Origin of the sequence: Pikeienuella sp. (assembly GCF_046290545.1) — a bacterium.
GTDB lineage: Bacteria > Pseudomonadota > Alphaproteobacteria > Rhodobacterales > Rhodobacteraceae > Pikeienuella.
In genome coordinates, this window is sequence record NZ_JBKAGV010000008.1 from 74,916 (window position 1) to 92,642 (window position 17,727).

The window sequence follows — 17,727 nt, forward strand, 5'->3', positions numbered from 1 at the left end:
CTCCGCGCAGGTTCCCGGATCACAGGGGTAACATTCGAAATGGAGCGGCGGCGGCCCGATTTCAAGCGAGCCGCCGGGGCGGCGAGGTCAGGCGGAGCTCGCCGAGGCGTCGCCACGCTTCTTCTCGGAATAGATCATCAGCGGGTGAGCGCCGTTCTCGATCACGTCCTCGTTGACGACCACCTCTGCGACGCCTTCGAGCGCCGGAAGTTCGAACATCGTGTCGAGCAGAACGTTCTCGAGAATCGAGCGGAGGCCGCGCGCGCCGGTCTTCCTGTCGATCGCCTTGCGCGCGACGGAGTTCAGCGCCTCTTCGGTGAAGGTGAGCTTGGAGCTCTCCATCTCGAACAGGCGCTGATACTGCTTCACCAGCGCGTTCTTCGGCTTCGAGAGGATCGTGACGAGCGCCTTCTCGTCGAGGTCCTCCAGCGTGGCGATCACCGGAAGGCGGCCGACGAATTCGGGGATGAGGCCGAATTTCAGCAGGTCCTCCGGCTCCAGCTCCGAGAGAAGCTCGCCCGTCTTGCGCTCTTCCGCGTCCTTGACGTCGGCGCCGAAGCCTATGGAAGAGCCCTTGCCGCGCTGCGCGATGATCTTGTCGAGCCCCGCGAAGGCGCCGCCGCAGATGAAGAGGATGTTCGTCGTGTCCACCTGCAGGAATTCCTGCTGCGGATGCTTCCGCCCGCCCTGCGGCGGCACGGAGGCGACGGTGCCCTCCATGATCTTCAGCAGCGCCTGCTGCACGCCCTCGCCCGACACGTCCCGCGTGATGGAGGGATTGTCGGACTTGCGGGAGATCTTGTCGACCTCGTCGATATAGACGATGCCGCGCTGCGCCCGCTCCACGTTGTAGTCCGCGGCCTGGAGGAGCTTGAGGATGATGTTCTCGACATCCTCGCCGACATAGCCGGCCTCCGTCAGCGTCGTCGCGTCGGCCATGGTGAACGGCACGTCGAGGATGCGCGCCAGCGTCTGCGCCAGCAGCGTCTTGCCGCAGCCCGTCGGGCCGATCAGCAGGATGTTGGACTTGGCCAGCTCCACATCGGTGGATTTCGCCGCATGGTTCAGGCGCTTGTAATGGTTGTGGACCGCGACGGAGAGCACGCGCTTGGCGCGCTTCTGGCCGATCACGTAATCGTCCAGAACCTCGCAGATGTCCTGCGGCGTCGGCACGCCGTCGGTGGACTTCACGAGGCCGGACTTGGTCTCCTCGCGGATGATGTCCATGCAGAGCTCGACGCATTCATCGCAGATGAACACGGTCGGCCCGGCGATCAGCTTCCGCACCTCGTGCTGGCTCTTGCCGCAGAAGGAGCAGTAGAGCGTGTTCTTGGACTCGGTCCCTCCGGACTTGCTCATTCGGCTCTCCCGGCCCCGGGGGGTGGGGCTTCAAAATACGTAACCAGCGGGGATTAACGAAAGATCGCCAGTCGCATCCGCACGTTCGAATCCCGCTTTGCAACAGTTGTGCATGGTCCGCCCACCCGGCGCAAGGGCGCCGGGCGTGCGTAACGTCACAGGTTCTAGGGAACGGCGCGCCGCGGGTTCGTCACGCTTCCGCCGCGGGAACGTCGCGGCTGCTGACGATCTCGTCCACAAGGCCCCAATCCTTCGCCTTTTCGGCGGTCATGAAGTTGTCGCGGTCGAGCGCGCGCTCCACCGTCTCGTAGTCCTGCCCGCAATGCTTGACGTAGATGTTATTGAGCCGCTCCTTCAGCTCCAGAACCTCCCTGGCGTGGATCTGGATGTCGGAGGCCTGGCCCTGGAAGCCGCCGGAGGGCTGGTGGACCATGATGCGGCTGTTCGGCAGGGAGAAGCGCATTCCCTTCTCCCCCGCCGCGAGGAGGAGCGAGCCCATCGAGGCCGCCTGGCCGACGCAGAGGGTGGAAACCTTCGGGCGGATATACTGCATCGTGTCGTAGATCGAGAGCCCGGAGGTGACGACGCCGCCCGGGCTGTTGATGTACATCGCGATCTCCTTCTTCGGGTTCTCGGCCTCGAGGAAGAGGAGCTGCGCCACCATGAGTGTGGACATGCCGTCATGCACCGGCCCGGAAAGGAAGATGATCCGCTCCTTAAGGAGGCGCGAATAGATGTCATAGGCGCGCTCCCCGCGCGCCGTCTGCTCGACCACCATCGGAACGAGGGTGTTCATGTAGGTGTCGATCGGGTCTCTCATCGGGGGGCCTTTCGGTGGGTCTGAGCGAGTCTTAGGGGCTCGCCCCGCGCGCTTCAAGCGAACGCCTTGAGCGTTTTCGGTCCGGACCGGATCACCGGTCCGGGCGGAAAACGCAACAGCGCGAAACGCGCGTTTTTTCCGGTTTCCGCTCCGACCGATCCGGTCGGAGCGGAAACAGTCTGAAAATGCGGGGCGCGGAGCCCGCGAAGGCCCCGCGCCGTCAGGCTTCGCCGCCGGCTCAGGCCGCGCGGCGCGCCAGCGCGCACTGGCTCCAGAGCGAGGAGAGCGCGGAGACGAGCCGCTCGATATCCGCCTCGGAATGGAGCGGCGAGGGCGTGAAGCGCAGCCGCTCCGTCCCCTTCGGCACGGTCGGATAGTTGATCGGCTGCACGTAGATCCCGAACTGGTCCATCAGGATGTCGGAGATCATCTTGCACTTCACCGGGTCCTTGATCATCACCGGGATGATGTGGCTCGGGTTCGGGAGATGCGGAATGCCCTCCCGGTCCAGCGCGGCGCGAAGCTGGCGGACGCGGAGGCGCTGCATCTGGCGCTCCGAGTCGCTCGTCTTCAGGTGCCGGATCGAGGCGGTCGCCGCCGCGGCCACCGCCGGCGGCAGCGCCGTGGTGAAGATGAAGCCGGAGGCGAAGCTGCGGATGAAGTCGCAGAGCGCGATGGACCCGGCGATATAGCCGCCGACGACGCCATAGGCCTTGCCCAGCGTCCCCTCGATCAGCGTGATCCGGTCCATCAGCCCTTCCTGCTCCGCGACGCCGCCGCCGCGCGGCCCGTAGAGGCCGACGGCGTGCACCTCGTCGAGATAGGTCATCGCGCCGTATTTCTCGGAAACCTCGACGATCTCCCGGATCGGCGCGATGTCCCCGTCCATCGAATAGACGCTCTCGAAGGCGACGATCTTGGGCCGCGAGGGGTCGATGGCCGCGAGCTTCCTTTCGAGGTCCGCGACGTCGTTGTGCTTCCAGATCACCTTCTCCGCCCGGCTGTGGCGGATCCCCTCGATCATCGAGGCGTGGTTGAGGCTGTCGGACAGGATCACCGCGTTCGGTAGGCGGGAGCCGAGCGTGCCGAGCGCCGCCCAGTTCGAGACATAGCCCGAGGTGAAGAGGAGCGCGCCCTCCTTCCCGTGCAGGTCCGCCAGCTCCCGCTCCAGCAGGTGATGATGGTGCGAGGTGCCGGAGATGTTCCGCGTGCCGCCGGCGCCCGCGCCGCAGCTTTCCACGGTGCGGACCATGGCGTCGATCACGTCCGGATGCTGGCCCATGCAGAGATAGTCGTTGGAGCACCAGATCGTGACGTGCCGTTCGCCCGCCCCGTGGCGGTTCTTGGCGACGGGGAAGGCGCCCCTCTGGCGCTCCAGATCGGCGAAGACGCGATAATTGCCTTCTTTTTTCAGGGCGTCGAGCTGGGCCTCGAACAATTGATCATAGTCCATGAGCGTCCTCGCTTCGTCTTGTATCTTCCGTGTCCTTCCGGGCCGGAAGCATCCAGCGCCAGAGTTTCGCATCCGGCGCCGGTAGAATCATAAACCAGTGTTCGAGCATCGCCAGAAGAGTCAGTGTCGCAAGCAGCGCATATCCCGCCTCCGCCCCTGCGCTTTCCGCCCCGTGGAGCCGCTCCAGCCAGTGCGCGGAGGCGAAGGCGAGGGCGGTGACGGAGATCGGGAAGACCCAGTTGAGCGGGCGGATGCGGAAATGGCTCGCAAGGTGGGCGAGCGGCCGCGGCAGGAATTCGAGATTGATCCGCGGCACGCCGTAGAAAAGGTTCAGCTTCGCGCTGATCCGCGCGAGGAAGAGCACGAGGAAGGTGTGGAACGCCACCGCGTTCGTCGCCTCCCAGGCCGCCAGCGCCATCAGGCCGAGCGCCGCCGCAAGCAGGAATTCGTGCCAGGCGATGGTGCCCCAGGCGCGGATGAACCGCTCCCATTCCGGCGTCCCCGCCGGCAGCGGGCGCGAGTTCGGTCCCGTCACGATCCCCGAGAGGAATGCGAGCTCGATCCAGCCCCAGATCGCAAGGGCGGAGAGGAAGGCGCCGAAGGCCGCCGCCGCCCCCTCCCCCTGCAAGGTCGCGTAGAACCCCCAGACCCCGCCGAGCAGGATCGGCAGGCCGTAGAGCACGGAGCGCAGATGCGCCGCCCCGCCCTTCCGGTCCGCGATCCGCACCCGGCAGAGGATCGCCCCGGTGGAGAACCACCAGAGGAACAGGGCCGCGACGACCCATGTCCAGGTTCCGCCCATCAGTAGGCGGGAACCAGCCGCGGGTCGGCCGGCGGCGTCGAGGGCTTCGAGGGGATCAAGTAGAGCCCGGCGAAGGCGAGCCCGGCGTGCGCGCCGGCGAGCGTCTTGCCGATGCGCCCCATGAGACCGCCCTTCTTGTGCGCCTTCTCCATCGCGATGAACGCGGTGTTGAGCCGGTCCAGCCCCTTCCGCCAGCGCGGGTTCTCCATGTCGAGCTCGAGCGGGAAGATCTGCTTGGAGATCTCCGTCGTGACGCGGAACACCTCCTGATCGTACCAGTCGATATCGATGCCGAGCGCCTCGTGGAAGCGATGGCGCGCATGGTCCCGCACCCACATCGTGCCGAAGACGGCGACGAGGAAGAACTTGATCCAGAGCTTGTTCAGCCCGGATGTCAGCTTCGGGTCCGTCTTCATCAGCAGGGCGAAGGCCTCGCCATGGCTGAACTCGTCATTGCACCATTCCTTGAACCACTTGAAGATCGGGTGGAACCGATGTTCCGGATGCTTCTCGAGATGCCGGTAGATGGTGATGTAGCGCGCATAGCCGATCTTCTCGGACAGATACGTCGCATAGTAGATAAACTTCGGCTTGAAGTATGTGTACTTCTTCGCCTTGGTCAGGAACCCGAGGTTCACGCCGATCCCCGCCTCGCGGAGCGCGTCGTTGATGAAGCCGGCGTGGCGCGCCTCGTCGCGGGACATGAAGCCGAAGAGCTCGCAGATGTCCTTGTTCGTGCCCCGCCGCTTCATCTCCTTGTAGAGCACGCAGCCGGAGAATTCCGCGGTGAGCGAGGAGACGAGGAAGTCGATCGCCTCGGCCTTCAGGCCCGGCTCCATGTTCTCCCAGTCCACCTCGTCCCAGTCGGCCGTCTTCTTGAAATGGTTCTTGTTCGGATCCGAGCGCATCTGGGCGATCAGCCGGTCCCATTCCTCGCGGACGGGGGAGACGTCGATCTTGTCCATCTCGTCGAAATCGGTGGTGTAGAAACGCGGGTTCAGGAGCGTCGTCTCCTGCGCCATCGCGTTGGTGTCGAGGGCGTTCGCCGCCTCGATCGGGCTTTGCGCGTTCATGACAGCCGCTCCTCAGAGAACGAGAATTCACAGAGCTCCATGAATTCGAAATCGCCGGTCGCGCGGGTCCAGGCCCGCTCCAGCGCCGTGGCGCGCGTGATCTTCGCGATCCGGTCTTCCGTCACCACCTCGCCATAGGCGGCCATGATCGGCGGCCCCTCGACGATCACGCTGTCTCCCGGGTTCACGACCGCGCCGTTGTTGAAGCGGACATGGGCGTGCAGGCTTTCGAACTTGTGGCTGACCTCGACGGTGCAGGGCGCCGTCTCCACCTTTCTCTTCAGTATTCCCATGGTTTTTTTACTCCCCTTTTATTGGCAGTCCCGTCTCAGTCCAGAAGCCGCGAGAAGGCGGCCTCGTTGTCCCGGCCGAAGCCGATGAGCTCCGCCCGCCAGCCGGTATGGGCGTCCCTCAGAGAGAGGCGCCCGTCGGTGAAGCGGACGAGGCGGATGGGGGCGTGGATGGCGACCCCATGCTTGTTGCGCTCGCGGACGAGCACGCGATAGACCCCGGCGATGAAGCCGCCCTTGTCGGGCGTGAGGCTTGCGATCACCGTTCCGTTGACGTCCATCACCTCCGCCGATCCGTTCATCGAGCCGGAAAGGATGATCTCCCGCTCCTTGAACACCGGCGTGTCCGTCGGCGGCATGGCTTCGAGCGGCCTGTCCGTGACGACGGCGTAAGAGACGATGAGCAGGGCGGAGAGGACGAGGACGAGCACCGCGCGGAGGAGGACGACCGGGATCTTCTCCCGCTCCCGCCGCTGCAACGTGGTTTCGGCATGGGCCATGGCCGCCTCCTATTCCGCTGCGAAGGCTGTGGCGGCGCCGGCGCGCGCGCCTTGCTTCGCTGTGACGACCGGCATGGAGAGCCGGCTCTCCGCCGCCTCGGCGAGGATGCGGGCGACGTTCGCCGCGTCCGGGATCGCGCGGAGCGTCGGCTCCGTCTTGGCGATGCGCCAGGGGCGCACATGCGGCCAGAGGATGAGGTAGGAGACGGTGTTCGCGCCCTTGAGCTTCAGCGCGATGCTGCCCGTCCCGTCCTTGGCGAGGGCGAGGCCCGCCGTCTCGATCTGGCTGTAGGGCAGGTTGAAGGTGACGGTCAGCGCCGCGCCGACGCGCATCGCCACCCGCTTGTTGGTGATCGTGTAGAGCGAGGCGCGGGCCTGCGCCCAGGCGACGGCGTAGAGAAGGCCGCAGGCCACGACGCCGATGGCGACATACCAGGAGGCGCCGGCGAGCCCGGCGACGAACCCGCCCTCGTCCCCCGCCACGATCCCGCGCCAGAGCGCGAGAACCGCGAAATAGGCGGCGACGGGGCGGATCAGCAGCGCATCCCGCGCCAGCGCCCACGGGTCCGGCCGCCCCTGCCAGAGGATCGCCTCGTCTTTCGGCGGCCTCTCCGGCAGGCCCGGCACGGGCTCGGTTGCGAAATCGTCGTGGCCCATTTCGGCCTCCCCTTTTATCGTTCGTCCGCAGTCGCGTCTTTCAGAGCTGCGGCTCAAGCCGCTCGGCGGAGGCGTAGAGCTTGCCGCCGGCGTAGTAGCCGCAGATCTTGTCTTCCTCGAGCAGCGTCACCTGATGCGGCGAGGCCGTCTTCGGCACGTTCGCGAAGTGCTTGCCGAAGATCGAACGGATCTTCACGCCGGAGGAGCGGATGACGCAGAGCTGCATCGGCGCGAGCCGCCGCCCGCCGCCATGCGCGTCGTCGAGCGCGATCTCCAGATAGCGGACGAGCTGCTCGGGCTCGTCGATCCACATGTCGACGATCTCGCCGACCGTCTCTCCGTCGCCGGCGATCACCGGCAGGCCGCGCGGGTCGCGCCCGGCGGAGACGGCGAATTGCGAGGCGCCCGCCATGGGGACGATCTTGGGATGGCCGTGGCCGTCAAGCTCCGGCACGTCGCGCCGCGGCGCCCAGGAGGCCGGGCCGACGCCGTCCACCATCGGGTCGCCCGTCGGCTCGAAGGGGGAGCCGGCGGCGACGGAGGTCTGCCGCAGCGCGACCTCGCGGTTCTCGGGCTTGTAGTCCGGCACGGTGACCTCGCCGCGCCCGTGCATGAGGCGGAAGGTCTTCGGCTTCGGCAGCGGGAACGGGCCCTGGTTCGGCGCAGGGTCGCCCTGGTCCGTCTCCAGCGGGTAGCCTTCGCGCATGTTCTCCGTCTGGAGATAGTAGATCAGGAGCGCGAAGAAGCCCCAGAAAAGGTAAAGCGACAGGGACGCTAGGTCCAGGGTGCCGATGATGGGTTCGATCATGAGAGGGTCCTCCCTTTGGCTCGGCGATCAGGTGGGAAAGTCGGCGAGGCCGATCCTGCGCGACTGGTCCCAATGCGGTTGCGTCTGGCGGGCGCCGGCGCGGACAAGCGGGCCGAGCGCGACGAGAGTGAGGAAGATCAGGCCGATCTCCAGGTGATAGACGACGGAATAGCCCGTCGCCGGGTCGTTGAGCGCGACGCCGAGGCTCCCGTCGAGCGCGAGGCCGTTAACGAGGTCGCGGAGCCCGCCGCCGATGGCGATGGCGAGCCCGGCCGCCGTCGCCTGCGCCGCGCCCCAGGCGCCGAGCGCGAGGCCCCGGCCCGCGAGGCCCGCCACCGGCATCGTCATCGCGGCGGTGAGGGTCGCGACGGCGAAGAGCCCGCCGCCGAAGCCGATCCCCGCCGCGCCGGCGAAGAAGAGCGCGGGCGAATGCATCGGCGCGGCGAAGATGACGGCGGAGAAGGCGCAAAGCCCGGCGAGGAGCCCCCGCGCGGCCATGCGCGCCGGGTCCGTCCCCGCGCGGAGCCAGCGCGCCGCGAGGAAGAGGCCGAAGAGCGCGCCCGCGGCCCACATCGCCGTCAGAAACGTCGTCGAGCCGACGGAAAGCCCGAGGATCTCGCCGCCATAGGGCTCCAGCAGAACGTCCTGCATGTTGAAGGCGAGCGTGCCGAGGAAGACGGTGACGAGCAGCCGCCCCGCCGGCCCGCCCGCGGCGAAATCCGCCCAGGCGTCCGCGAAGCGGGGGCGCGGCGCGGCGCGCTCCTCCCGGCTCATCGGCCTCGGCGCCTCCTGCTTCCAGAGCGCGACGAGGTTGAGGAGGATGCCGACAAGCGCGGCGCCCTGCACCGTCTCGATCAGCGCCAGCTGCGAGAAATCCTTCAGCAGCCAGCCGATGACGAGCGAGGAGCCCGCCATGCCCAGAAGCAGCATGACATAGAGCAGCGCGACGACCCGCGGCCGCGTCTCCTCGTCCGCCCGGTCGGCGGCGAGGGCGAGCCCGGCGGTCTGCGTCATGTGGATGCCGAGGCCGGTCATCAGGAAGGCGAGCGCGGCCAGCGCCTCCCCCGCCCATGACGGCCCGAGCGTCTGGTCGCCCGAAAGCACGATCAGCGCGAAGGGCATGATCGCGAGCCCGCCGAACTGCCAGAGCGAGCCGAACCAGAGATAGGGAATGCGCTTCCAGCCGATCGCGCTCCGGTGCGTGTCCGACCGGAAGCCGAGCAGCGCCCGGAACGGCGCGGAGAGGACGGGCAGCGCGATCATCGCCGCGACGATGATCGCGGCGACCTGAAGCTCCACGATCATCACGCGGTTCAGCGTGCCGAGCAGCATCACTGTCGCCATCCCGGTCGAAACCTGGAAGAGCGAGAGCCGCAGGAGCTGGCCGAGCGGCAGGCCCGCAGAGGCGGCGTCGGAGAAGGGCAGCATCTCCGCCGTCAGCCGCTTCAGATATGCCGGCGTCTTTCTCAACGCGAAAGCTCCATCGCCTGGGAGATGTAGAAGCCGCGGCTCACCCGCTCGACGCGGGAGAGGCGGAAGGGGGAGAGCGCGGGCCGCTTCGCCGCCTCGCGCCGGATCGCGGCGTCCGAATGCGGGATGATCGCGGGCGACCGGTCCGACCGGGGGAAGACCTGCCCCATCAGCCAGAAGGTCCGCAGGAAGGCGGTGGAGGGGGCGATGGTGAAGACGAGGCTCCGCTCCGTCCGCGCCGCGAGGGTCGCGAGCGCCGCGCCGATATCCTCCGCGCGGTAATGGATCAGGCTGTCCATCGCCATCACATGGTCGAAGCGGCCGAGATAGGGGTCGAGCATGTCGCCCGCGACGAACTCGATCCGCCCCTCCAGCTCCGGCGGCGTCCGCCGCCGCGCCACGTCGAGGAGGGAGGGGGAGATGTCGGTCGCCACCACCTCGGCGCCGCGCTGCGCGAGCTCGATCGCCATCTGCCCGGCGCCGCAGCCCGCATCGAGCACGCGCCGCCCGGTCAGGTCCGCCGGCAGGCGCTCCAGCATCGCGGCGCGCATCCGGTCCCGCCCCTCCCGCACCGTCTGGCGGATGCGGGAGACGGGCGCGTCAGAGGTCAGCCGCGCCCAGGTGTCGGAGGCGGTGCGGTCGAAATAGGTCTCGAGCCGGGCGCGGGTGGCGGCGTAGTGGCTCATCAATCGAATCCCAGAAGCTCGAAAATGTCCCGGTCCTCCAGCGGCGCGGGGGCGAGCGCCTCCGTCCCGTTCCATAGCGTCTCCGCGAGGCGGACATATTCCTTGCGGACCATCACCACGTCCTCCGAGTCGTCCATCTCGAAGAGCGTCTTCTTCTTGAGGCGGGAGCGGCGGATCGCGTCGAGGTCGGGCATGTGCGCGATGCGGTTGAAGCCGACCTTGGCGCAATACTTGTCGACCTCGTCCGTCTCCCGGCTCCGGTTGGCGACGCAGCCGGCGAGGCGCACGCCGTAATTCTTCGACTTGGCCTGAACCGCGGCGATGATGCGGTTCATGGCGTAGATCGAGTCGAAATCGTTGGCGGTGACGATCAGCGCCCGGTCGGCGTGCTGGAGCGGCGCCGCGAAGCCGCCGCACACCACGTCCCCGAGAACGTCGAAGATCACGACGTCGGTGTCCTCCAGCATGTGATGCTGCTTCAGGAGCTTCACCGTCTGCCCGACGACATAGCCGCCGCATCCCGTGCCGGCCGGCGGGCCGCCCGCCTCCACGCATTTCACGCCGCCATAGCCCTCGAAGACGAAATCCTCGGGCCGCAACTCCTCGGGGTGGAAGTCCACCTCCTTGAGGATGTCGATCACCGTCGGCACCAGCCGGCCCGTCAGCGTGAAGGTCGAGTCGTGCTTCGGGTCGCAGCCGATCTGCAGCACGCGCTTGCCGAGCTTCGTGAAGGCGGCGGAGAGGTTGGAGGAGGTGGTGGACTTGCCGATCCCCCCCTTGCCGTAGACGGCGAAGACCTTCGCGCCCTCGATCTTCATCGAGGGGTCGAGGCGAACCTGGACGGAGCCTTCGCCATCCTCGCCTTTCAGCACGGGCGGTCTTGCATCGAGCGGGCTCATCTTCGTCCTCCTATTCCGCGGCCATCGTCACGCCCTCGAGAGCATCCTCGAGTTCGTCGGCTCCGTTGCGGAGCGCGGCCAGGGTCGCCTCGTCGGGCGTCCAGTAGTTGCGTTCGTGCGCCTCCAGCAGGCGGTTCGCCATGCGGGCGGAGGCGGCGGGGTTCAGCGCGGCGAGCCGGCGGCGCATCGCTTCGTCCGTCACGAAGGTCTCGGTGAGCCGCTGGTAGACCCAGGGGTCGACCTGCCCGGTGGTCGCCGACCAGCCGAGCGTGTTCGTCACATGCGCCTCGATCTGGCGCACGCCCTCGTGGCCGTGCTTCAGCAGGCCCTCGAAGAACTTGGGGTTGAGCGCGCGGGTCCGCGTCTCCAGCGCCACTTGCTCCTTCAGCGTGCGGACCTTGGCGCCGCCGCGCGTCTGGTCCCCGATGAAGACCTGCGTCTCCGCCCCGGTCGCACGCTTCACCGCGCGGGCGATGCCGCCCAGCGTGTCGAAGTAATGGTCCACCGTGGTGACGCCGAGCTCCACGCTTTCGAGGTTCTGATAGGCGAGGTCGACCGTCTTCAGCGTCTCCTGCAGCAGCGCGGGGTTCTTGGCCGCCTTGCCGTCGCGGCCATAGGCGAAGCATTTCCGCGCCTCGTAGGCGTCGGCCAGCTCGTCCTCCTCGCCCCAGGAGGCGCCGTCGATCATCTGATTGACGTTGGAGCCGTAGGCGCCTTCCGCATTGGAAAAGACGCGAAGCGCGGCCTCCTCCATCGTCGCGCCCGTCGCCGCGGCATAGGCGAGCGCATGGGCGCGAACGTAATTCAGCGCCTCGGGCTCCTCCGCCGTCGCGGCCTTGAAGGCGGCCTCGGCCAGCATCCGGGTCTGGAGCGGCAGGAGGTCGCGGAAGATGCCCGAAAGGGTCATCACCACGTCGATCCGCGGGCGGCCAAGCGTCTCCAGCGGCACGAGGTCGGCGCCGGCGAGGCGGCCGAAACTGTCAAAGCGCGGCGTCGCGCCCATCAGCGCCAGCGCCTGCGCGATCGGCCCGCCGTCGGACTTGATGTTGTCCGAACCCCAGAGGACCATCGCCACCGTGCGCGGCGTGGAGCCCTGCGCGGCGAGAAGCGCGGCGGCCTGCTTCGCCCCCTCCGCCATCGCGAAGGCGGTGGGCATCCGGAACGGGTCGAAGGCGTGGATGTTCCGCCCGGTCGGCAGGATCTCGACATTGCGGATCAGGTCGCCGCCCGGCACCGGCGCGATGTAGCGGCCCGAAAGGGCGCGGAGCAGCGCGGGCACCTCGTCATCGCCCGAAAGCGCGGCCTCCACCTTGGCGCGCGTCTCGGCGTCCACCTCGCCCATGGCGGAGAGATGCGCCGCCTGCGTCTCGGGAGAGAGCGGCCGGCCGACGACGTGGAGCCCGTCGGTGATGAGCGCCTCCTCCGTCTCGATCAGCTTGAGCCAGAGCGCGTCGGGCGCGGCGCCGTCCATGTCCACCGCCGCGGCCTGCGCGGCGATGAGTTCGCCAAGGTCCGCCCGCTCCGGCGCGTCGGGCGCGAGGCCGCGCCAGCGCGTCAGGCTGTCCTTGAGTTCCAGCAGGCCCTTGTAGAGCCCCGCGGCGGCGAGCGGCGGGGTCAGGTGCGTGATCGTCACCGCGCCGGAGCGCCGCTTCGCCAGCGTCGCCTCGGAGGGGTTGTTGGCGGCGTAGAGATAGACGTTCGGCATGTCGCCGATCAGCCGGTCCGGCCAGTCCGCCGCGCCGAGCCCGGCCTGCTTGCCCGGCATGAATTCGAGCGCGCCGTGCATGCCGAAATGCAGCACCGCATCGGCCCCGAAATCGTCCCGCAGCCAGCGATAGAAGGCCTGGAAGGCGTGGGTCGGCGCAAAGCCCTTCTCGAAGAGGAGGCGCATCGGGTCCCCCTCCCAGCCGAAGGCGGGCTGGACGCCGACGAAGACGTTGCCAAGCTGCGCGCCGAGGATGAAGACTCCCCGCCCGTCCGCCTGCGCCCGCCCGGGCGCCGCGCCCCATACGGCCTCCGTCTCCTTCAGATGCGGGTTCTCCGCCACCAGCCGGTCAGCCGGCACATGCGCGGCGACGTTCGCCTGCTGCCCGAAGGCGCCGGAATTGCCCTGGAGGATCATCGCGCGGAGCGCGTCCACGCTCTCCGGCGGGTCGAGCCGGTAGCCCTCCGCCTTCATCCGCTGAAGCGTGTTGAAGAGCGATTCGAACACGCCGAGCCAGGCCGCGGTGCCGACCGCGCCTGCGTTCGGCGGGAAGCCGAAGAGGACGACCGCCACCTTCCGCTCCGCGGCGCGCGAGCGGCGGAGCCGGACGAGGCGCAGCGCCCGCTCCGCCAGCCGCTCGATACGCTCCGGGCAGGGCGCCATCGTCTTGCCCGCGCCGCCCCTGCAGCGATGGGCGCAGCCTTCGCAGCCCTCCTCGCCGTGCCGGCCGGCGAAGACGGTCGGGTTCGTCGCGCCGTCGATCTCCGGCAGGGCGACGAGCATCGTCGTCTCGACCGGGCCGAGGCCCTGCGGGCTCGCGGACCATTGCCCGAGCGTCTGGAACTCCAGCGGATGGGCGCAGATGTAAGGCACGTCGAGCGCGGAGAGCACGCGCTCCGCCGCCGCGCTGTCATTATAGGCGGGCCCGCCGATCAGCGAGAAGCCGGTGAGGGAGATGAAGGCGTCCACCTCGCCCTTGAGATAGGCTTCGATCGCCGGCCGCCCGTCCAGCCCGCCCGCGAAGGCGGGGATGACCCGGAGCCCCTTCGCCTCCAGCGCCCGGATCGCCGCATCGTAATGCGCGGAATCGGAGGCGAGGACGTATGAGCGCATGAGGAGGAGGCCGACCGTGCCGACCGGCTTCGCCGGGGCGGGAAGGTCGGAAAGCTTCGTCGTGATCCGGCCCTTCACGTCGGGGTGGTAGAGCCCGACATCCGGGTATTCCACGGGGAGCGGCGCCTTACCCTTCCGCAGCGCCTTGTCGGAGGCGTAGCGGGAGATGAGGAAGCGGACCATCGCCTCCACATTGTCGTCCGACCCGCCGAGCCAGTATTGCATCGTCAGGAACCAGGCGCGGAGGTCCTGCGCCTTGCCGGGGATCCAGCGGAGGATCTTCGGCAGCCGGCGGAGGATCGCCATCTGCCGCTCGCCCGATTCGGAGTTGGGCTTCGAGCCCTTCAGCTTCTTGAGGAAGCCCATGATGCCGGAGGCGGGCTTCGAGAGGTCGAGATCGCCCATCTTCGTGAGCTGGATCACCGAACGATCCGCGACGATGCCCACCATCGCGTCGCAATGCGGCCGCCGCGCCTGAAGGTCGGGGAGGATCGCCTGCACATGCTCTTCGAGGAAGAGGAGGTTGGCGACGACGATGTCCGCCTCCGCCACCGCGGCCTTCGCCGCCAGCAGCCGCTCCGGCCTCTCGCCCCATTCGGCGGCGGCGAAGACCTCGACGACGAGACCCGGGAAATCCCCCGCCAGCCGCGCCGTCGCCCGCGCCGCCGGGCCAGCCGCATGGCTGTCCAGCGTCACGATGACGACGCGATAGGCGGCCGTTCCGGGGGCTTCACCGCGCATAATGGGCCTTCGCCTCGTAGAGGGTTTCGACCGAGATCGCGGAGACGCCGCGCTCCACCGCGAATTTCTCGGTGTTCCGCCGCGCCTTGCCGCGCACGAAGAAGGGGATCTTGCGCAGCTCCTTCTCGGCGTCGGCGAGCCAGGTGACATTGTCGTTCACCGCCGCGGCGAGCGCCGGCTCGGGCTCCGGCGCCGCGTCCATCGCGCGCGGCGCATGGCCGCCGTGATGGCTCGGCCCCGCCTCGTCCCGGAACTCGAAATCGTCGCGGAACATGTGGAGGAGGTGTTCCTCCAGCCCCATCACCAGCGGATGAACCCAGGTGTCGAAGATGACGTTCGCGCCCTCGAACCCGACCTGCGGGGAGCGGCGGGCGGGGAAGTCCTGCACATGGACCGGGGCGGAGATCACGGCGCAGGGAATGCCGAGCCGCTTGCCGATATGCCGCTCCATCTGCGTGCCGAGGATCAGCTCCGGCTGCGCCTCCTGGATCGCCGCCTCGACCTCGAGGTAGTCGTCGGTGACGAGCGCCTCGAGCCCCATCGACTTCGCCAGCGCCCGGATCGGGCGGGCGAATTCCCGGTTGTAGCAGCCGAGGCCGACGACCGCGAAACCCATCTCTTCCGAGGCGATCCGCGCGGCGGCGGCGGCGTGCGTGCCATCGCCGAAGATGAAGACGCGCTTGCCGGTCAGGTAGGTCGAATCGACCGAGCGCGAATACCAGGGGAGCCTGAGCCGCCCCTCGTCCGGCGAGGCGTCCATCTCCGTCAGCCCGTTGACCTCGCAGATGAAATCCCGCGTGGCGGAAACGCCGATGGGGACCGTCTTGGTGAAGGGCAGCCCGAGCTCGCGCTGCATCCAGCGGCAGGCGCCCTCGCCCGTCTCCGGATAGAGGAGCACGTTGAAATGCGCCGCGCCGAGCCGCGCGACATCCGCCGGGCTGGCGCCGAGCGGCGCGACGACGTTGACCGCGACGCCAAGCTCGAAAAGGAGCCCGGTCAGCTCCTCCACATCGTCCCGGTGGCGGAAGCCGAGGCCCGTGGGCCCGATGATGTTGCAGCTGATCCGCTCCGTCCGCGCCATCGGCTTCGCGAGATGCCGCACGATCTGGAGGAAGGTCTCGTCCGCCCCGAAATTCTCCTTGCGCTGATAGCTCGGCAGGTCGAGCGGGATGACCGGGATGGGCAGGTCGAGCGCCGCCGCCATCCCCCCCGGATCGTCCTGGATCAGCTCCGCCGTGCAGGAGGCGCCGACGATGATCGCCTCCGGCCTGAACCGCTCGTAGGCGTCGCGGCAGGCGTCCTTGAAGAGGTCCGCCGTGTCGGAGCCGAGGTCGCGCGCCTGGAAGGTCGTGTAGGTGACGGGCGGCCTATGGTCCCGCCGCTCGATCATCGTGAAGAGAAGGTCGGCATATGTGTCGCCCTGCGGCGCATGGAGGACGTAATGGAGCCCCTTCATGCCGGTGGCGACGCGCATGGCGCCCACATGCGGCGGGCCCTCATAGGTCCAGACGGTCAGCTTCATCCCGCCGCCTCCCCGGTTTTCGGCGCGAGCGCCTTCAGCATCTCCCGCCGCCGGAGCGGGCGGGCGAAGAGCGCGGCGAGATCGCCGGCCTGTTCGTAGAAATGGACGGGCGTGAAGACGAGCTCGATCGCCCACTTCGTCGCCAGCCCCTCGGCCTCCAGCGGGTTCGCGAGGCCGAGGCCGCAGACGGTGAGGTCCGCCCGCGCGGCCCGCGCCCGGTCGAGCTGCTTGTCGACATCCTGCCCCTCGGAGAGGAGCGGACCCTCTGCAATCAGGTCCAGATCGGGGCCGACGAGGCCCTTGTGGATATAGGGGGCGCCGATCTCCACCGCGCGCATCCCGCATTCGCGGGTCAGGAACCGCGCCAGCGGGATCTCCAGCTGGCTGTCGGGGAAGAAGAAGATCGAGCGGCCGTCCAGCGTCTCCGCCGCCGCGGCGACGGCGAGCCGGGCGCGGGCGCGGGGCGCGGCGGTGACCGCCTCGAACCGCTCGTCCGACACGCCGAACTCGGCGGCGACGGCGCGAAGCCAGAGCGTCGTGCCCTCCTCGCCGAAGGGGAAGGGCGCGTCGATCCGGCGCGCCCCGCGCCGTTCGAGCGCCGCCGCCGTCTCCCCGAGGAAGGGCTGCGTCAGGGCGAAGACCGTGCCCTCCCCCACCGCCAGCGGCGCATCCGCGCGGCGCGAGGGAAGAACGCGCACCGTCTCGATCCCGAGCGCGGAGAGAAGCGAAAGCGCCTGGTCCTCCACCACGTCGGGCAGGGCCCCGACGAGAAGGAGCTGGCGCTCCGCGCTCTCGGGCAGGACCGGGACCATCGATTCGAGGCAGGCGTCCTCGCCCTGCGTGAACGTCGTCTCGATGCCGGAGCCGGAATAGTTCAGCACGGCGACATGCGGCGCATATTTCTTCGTCAGCCGCTCCGCCGCGCGGCTGAGATCGAGCTTGATGACCTCGGAGGGGCAGGAGCCGACGAGGAAGAGCCGGCGGATATCGGGGCGCCGCGCGAGCAGCCGCTCCACCTCCCGGTCGAGTTCGTCATGCGCGTCGGCGAGGCCGGCGAGGTCCTTCTCTTCAAGAATCGCCGTGCCGAAGCGCGGCTCCGCGAAGATCATCACGCCGGCGGCCGACTGCAGGAGATGCGCGCAGGTGCGGCTGCCGACGACGAGGAAGAAGGCGTCCTGCATCTTCCGGTGCAGCCAGATGATTCCCGTCAGCCCGCAGAAGACCTCGCGCTGGCCGCGCTCCTTCAGCACGGGCGCCTCGCGGCAGCCCTTGGCCGGCGTGTCGGAAAGGGCGAAGGGCCGGTTCACGCCGCGCCCCCCTGAAGCCGCGCCATGCGCAGCTTCCAGAGGAACTGCCCGGCGTTGATCACATAGGCCGCGTAGGCGGCGAGCGCGAGAACCATCAGATCGAACGGCGCCAGCGCGCCGGACCAGAGCGCCCAGAGATAGGCGGTGTGGAGCGCGATCACGAGGAAGCTGAACACATCCTCCCAGAAGAAGGCCGGGGCGAAGAGCCAGCGCCCGAACACGACCTTTTCCCAGATCGCGCCGGTGACCATGATCCCGTAGAGAAAGCCCGTCTTGACGACGATGGAGACCGTCGCCGCCGCATAGCCCTCGCCCGTGGCGAGGAACCGCAGCACCAGCGCGAGCGAGACAAGGAAGACGAGGAATTGCGCCGGCGCGAGAACGCCCTGAACCAGGGTCCAGACCGTGCCGTCGCGCCGCCGCCGCTCTTCCGCCGTATAGAGCGGCCGGGCGCGGGCTTTTCCCGTCAACCCTTCCCGCCTGTCTTCGCCTCTCGGCATCCTGTCGCCTCCCGCCTTTCGG

16 protein-coding genes are annotated in these 17,727 nt (G+C 68.6%); all 16 read right to left on the reverse strand.

The window, feature by feature from the left end:
• Positions 1–87: 87 nt before the first annotated feature.
• The 16 genes from clpX to bchF all read right to left on the reverse strand — a co-directional run bounded on the left by clpX (position 88) and on the right by bchF (position 17,705).
• Positions 88–1,359, reverse strand: coding sequence for an ATP-dependent Clp protease ATP-binding subunit ClpX (gene clpX, locus ACE37J_RS06590; protein WP_409708903.1), 1,272 nt, complete (start codon positions 1,357–1,359; stop codon positions 88–90).
• 190 nt (positions 1,360–1,549) lie between these two features.
• Positions 1,550–2,179 carry an ATP-dependent Clp endopeptidase proteolytic subunit ClpP gene (clpP, locus tag ACE37J_RS06595; RefSeq protein WP_409708906.1) on the reverse strand — a complete coding sequence of 210 codons (630 nt, stop codon included), beginning with the start codon at positions 2,177–2,179 and terminating at the stop codon, positions 1,550–1,552.
• Between the two features lie 238 nt (positions 2,180–2,417).
• Positions 2,418–3,632 carry a 5-aminolevulinate synthase gene (gene hemA / locus ACE37J_RS06600; protein WP_409708910.1) on the reverse strand — a complete coding sequence of 405 codons (1,215 nt, stop codon included), beginning with the start codon at positions 3,630–3,632 and terminating at the stop codon, positions 2,418–2,420.
• The gene (gene puhE / locus ACE37J_RS06605) at positions 3,622–4,434 is read right to left on the reverse strand and encodes a putative photosynthetic complex assembly protein PuhE (RefSeq protein WP_409708913.1); all 813 of its coding nucleotides are present in this window, start codon (positions 4,432–4,434) and stop codon (positions 3,622–3,624) included. The genes hemA and puhE overlap by 11 nt, the downstream gene beginning before the upstream one ends.
• A complete protein-coding gene (acsF, locus tag ACE37J_RS06610; RefSeq protein WP_409708916.1) occupies positions 4,434–5,507 on the reverse strand; it encodes a magnesium-protoporphyrin IX monomethyl ester (oxidative) cyclase in 1,074 nt (357 codons plus the stop codon). The genes puhE and acsF overlap by 1 nt, the downstream gene beginning before the upstream one ends.
• Complete coding sequence (locus ACE37J_RS06615) at positions 5,504–5,800, reverse strand: hypothetical protein (RefSeq protein WP_409708919.1); 297 nt, start codon at positions 5,798–5,800, stop codon at positions 5,504–5,506. The genes acsF and ACE37J_RS06615 overlap by 4 nt, the downstream gene beginning before the upstream one ends.
• Before the next feature lie 35 nt (positions 5,801–5,835).
• The gene (puhC, locus tag ACE37J_RS06620; RefSeq protein ID WP_409708921.1) at positions 5,836–6,297 is read right to left on the reverse strand and encodes a photosynthetic complex assembly protein PuhC; all 462 of its coding nucleotides are present in this window, start codon (positions 6,295–6,297) and stop codon (positions 5,836–5,838) included.
• A 9-nt stretch (positions 6,298–6,306) separates the two neighbouring features.
• Positions 6,307–6,954 (reverse strand): photosynthetic complex putative assembly protein PuhB, encoded by a 648-nt coding sequence (puhB, locus tag ACE37J_RS06625; protein ID WP_409708924.1) that lies wholly within the window; start codon positions 6,952–6,954, stop codon positions 6,307–6,309.
• A 40-nt stretch (positions 6,955–6,994) separates the two neighbouring features.
• Entirely contained in the window at positions 6,995–7,762 is a 768-nt protein-coding gene (puhA, locus tag ACE37J_RS06630) for a photosynthetic reaction center subunit H (RefSeq protein WP_409708927.1), read from the reverse strand.
• Positions 7,763–7,789: 27 nt separating this feature from the next.
• Positions 7,790–9,190, reverse strand: a complete 1,401-nt coding sequence (locus ACE37J_RS06635) for an MFS transporter (RefSeq protein ID WP_409709279.1) — start codon at positions 9,188–9,190, stop codon at positions 7,790–7,792.
• A gap of 38 nt (positions 9,191–9,228) precedes the next feature.
• Positions 9,229–9,918 carry a magnesium protoporphyrin IX methyltransferase gene (gene bchM, locus ACE37J_RS06640; protein ID WP_409708930.1) on the reverse strand — a complete coding sequence of 230 codons (690 nt, stop codon included), beginning with the start codon at positions 9,916–9,918 and terminating at the stop codon, positions 9,229–9,231.
• Positions 9,918–10,817, reverse strand: coding sequence for a ferredoxin:protochlorophyllide reductase (ATP-dependent) iron-sulfur ATP-binding protein (gene bchL / locus ACE37J_RS06645; protein WP_409708933.1), 900 nt, complete (start codon positions 10,815–10,817; stop codon positions 9,918–9,920). The genes bchM and bchL overlap by 1 nt, the downstream gene beginning before the upstream one ends.
• 10 nt (positions 10,818–10,827) lie before the next feature.
• On the reverse strand, positions 10,828–14,376 hold the full coding sequence (locus tag ACE37J_RS06650; RefSeq protein ID WP_409708936.1) for a magnesium chelatase subunit H: 3,549 nt from the start codon (positions 14,374–14,376) through the stop codon (positions 10,828–10,830).
• Positions 14,366–15,898 (reverse strand): ferredoxin:protochlorophyllide reductase (ATP-dependent) subunit B, encoded by a 1,533-nt coding sequence (gene bchB / locus ACE37J_RS06655; RefSeq protein WP_409708939.1) that lies wholly within the window; start codon positions 15,896–15,898, stop codon positions 14,366–14,368. Before bchB ends, ACE37J_RS06650 begins: the two co-directional genes overlap by 11 nt.
• Positions 15,895–17,205 (reverse strand): ferredoxin:protochlorophyllide reductase (ATP-dependent) subunit N, encoded by a 1,311-nt coding sequence (locus ACE37J_RS06660; RefSeq protein ID WP_409708942.1) that lies wholly within the window; start codon positions 17,203–17,205, stop codon positions 15,895–15,897. The genes bchB and ACE37J_RS06660 overlap by 4 nt, the downstream gene beginning before the upstream one ends.
• Complete coding sequence (bchF, locus tag ACE37J_RS06665; RefSeq protein ID WP_409708945.1) at positions 17,202–17,705, reverse strand: 2-vinyl bacteriochlorophyllide hydratase; 504 nt, start codon at positions 17,703–17,705, stop codon at positions 17,202–17,204. Before bchF ends, ACE37J_RS06660 begins: the two co-directional genes overlap by 4 nt.
• Positions 17,706–17,727: the final 22 nt, after the last annotated feature.

What these genes read in the sequence shown, in the direction of transcription:
- clpX (WP_409708903.1), bottom strand. Translation starts at nt 1,359, where the DNA reads ATGAGCAAGTCCGGAGGGACCGAGTCCAAGAACACGCTCTACTGCTCC.
- clpP (WP_409708906.1), bottom strand. Translation starts at nt 2,179, where the DNA reads ATGAGAGACCCGATCGACACCTACATGAACACCCTCGTTCCGATGGTG.
- hemA (WP_409708910.1), bottom strand. Translation starts at nt 3,632, where the DNA reads ATGGACTATGATCAATTGTTCGAGGCCCAGCTCGACGCCCTGAAAAAA.
- puhE (WP_409708913.1), bottom strand. Translation starts at nt 4,434, where the DNA reads ATGGGCGGAACCTGGACATGGGTCGTCGCGGCCCTGTTCCTCTGGTGG.
- acsF (WP_409708916.1), bottom strand. Translation starts at nt 5,507, where the DNA reads ATGAACGCGCAAAGCCCGATCGAGGCGGCGAACGCCCTCGACACCAAC.
- ACE37J_RS06615 (WP_409708919.1), bottom strand. Translation starts at nt 5,800, where the DNA reads ATGGGAATACTGAAGAGAAAGGTGGAGACGGCGCCCTGCACCGTCGAG.
- puhC (WP_409708921.1), bottom strand. Translation starts at nt 6,297, where the DNA reads ATGGCCCATGCCGAAACCACGTTGCAGCGGCGGGAGCGGGAGAAGATC.
- puhB (WP_409708924.1), bottom strand. Translation starts at nt 6,954, where the DNA reads ATGGGCCACGACGATTTCGCAACCGAGCCCGTGCCGGGCCTGCCGGAG.
- puhA (WP_409708927.1), bottom strand. Translation starts at nt 7,762, where the DNA reads ATGATCGAACCCATCATCGGCACCCTGGACCTAGCGTCCCTGTCGCTT.
- ACE37J_RS06635 (WP_409709279.1), bottom strand. Translation starts at nt 9,190, where the DNA reads ATGCTGCCCTTCTCCGACGCCGCCTCTGCGGGCCTGCCGCTCGGCCAG.
- bchM (WP_409708930.1), bottom strand. Translation starts at nt 9,918, where the DNA reads ATGAGCCACTACGCCGCCACCCGCGCCCGGCTCGAGACCTATTTCGAC.
- bchL (WP_409708933.1), bottom strand. Translation starts at nt 10,817, where the DNA reads ATGAGCCCGCTCGATGCAAGACCGCCCGTGCTGAAAGGCGAGGATGGC.
- ACE37J_RS06650 (WP_409708936.1), bottom strand. Translation starts at nt 14,376, where the DNA reads ATGCGCGGTGAAGCCCCCGGAACGGCCGCCTATCGCGTCGTCATCGTG.
- bchB (WP_409708939.1), bottom strand. Translation starts at nt 15,898, where the DNA reads ATGAAGCTGACCGTCTGGACCTATGAGGGCCCGCCGCATGTGGGCGCC.
- bchF (WP_409708945.1), bottom strand. Translation starts at nt 17,705, where the DNA reads ATGCCGAGAGGCGAAGACAGGCGGGAAGGGTTGACGGGAAAAGCCCGC.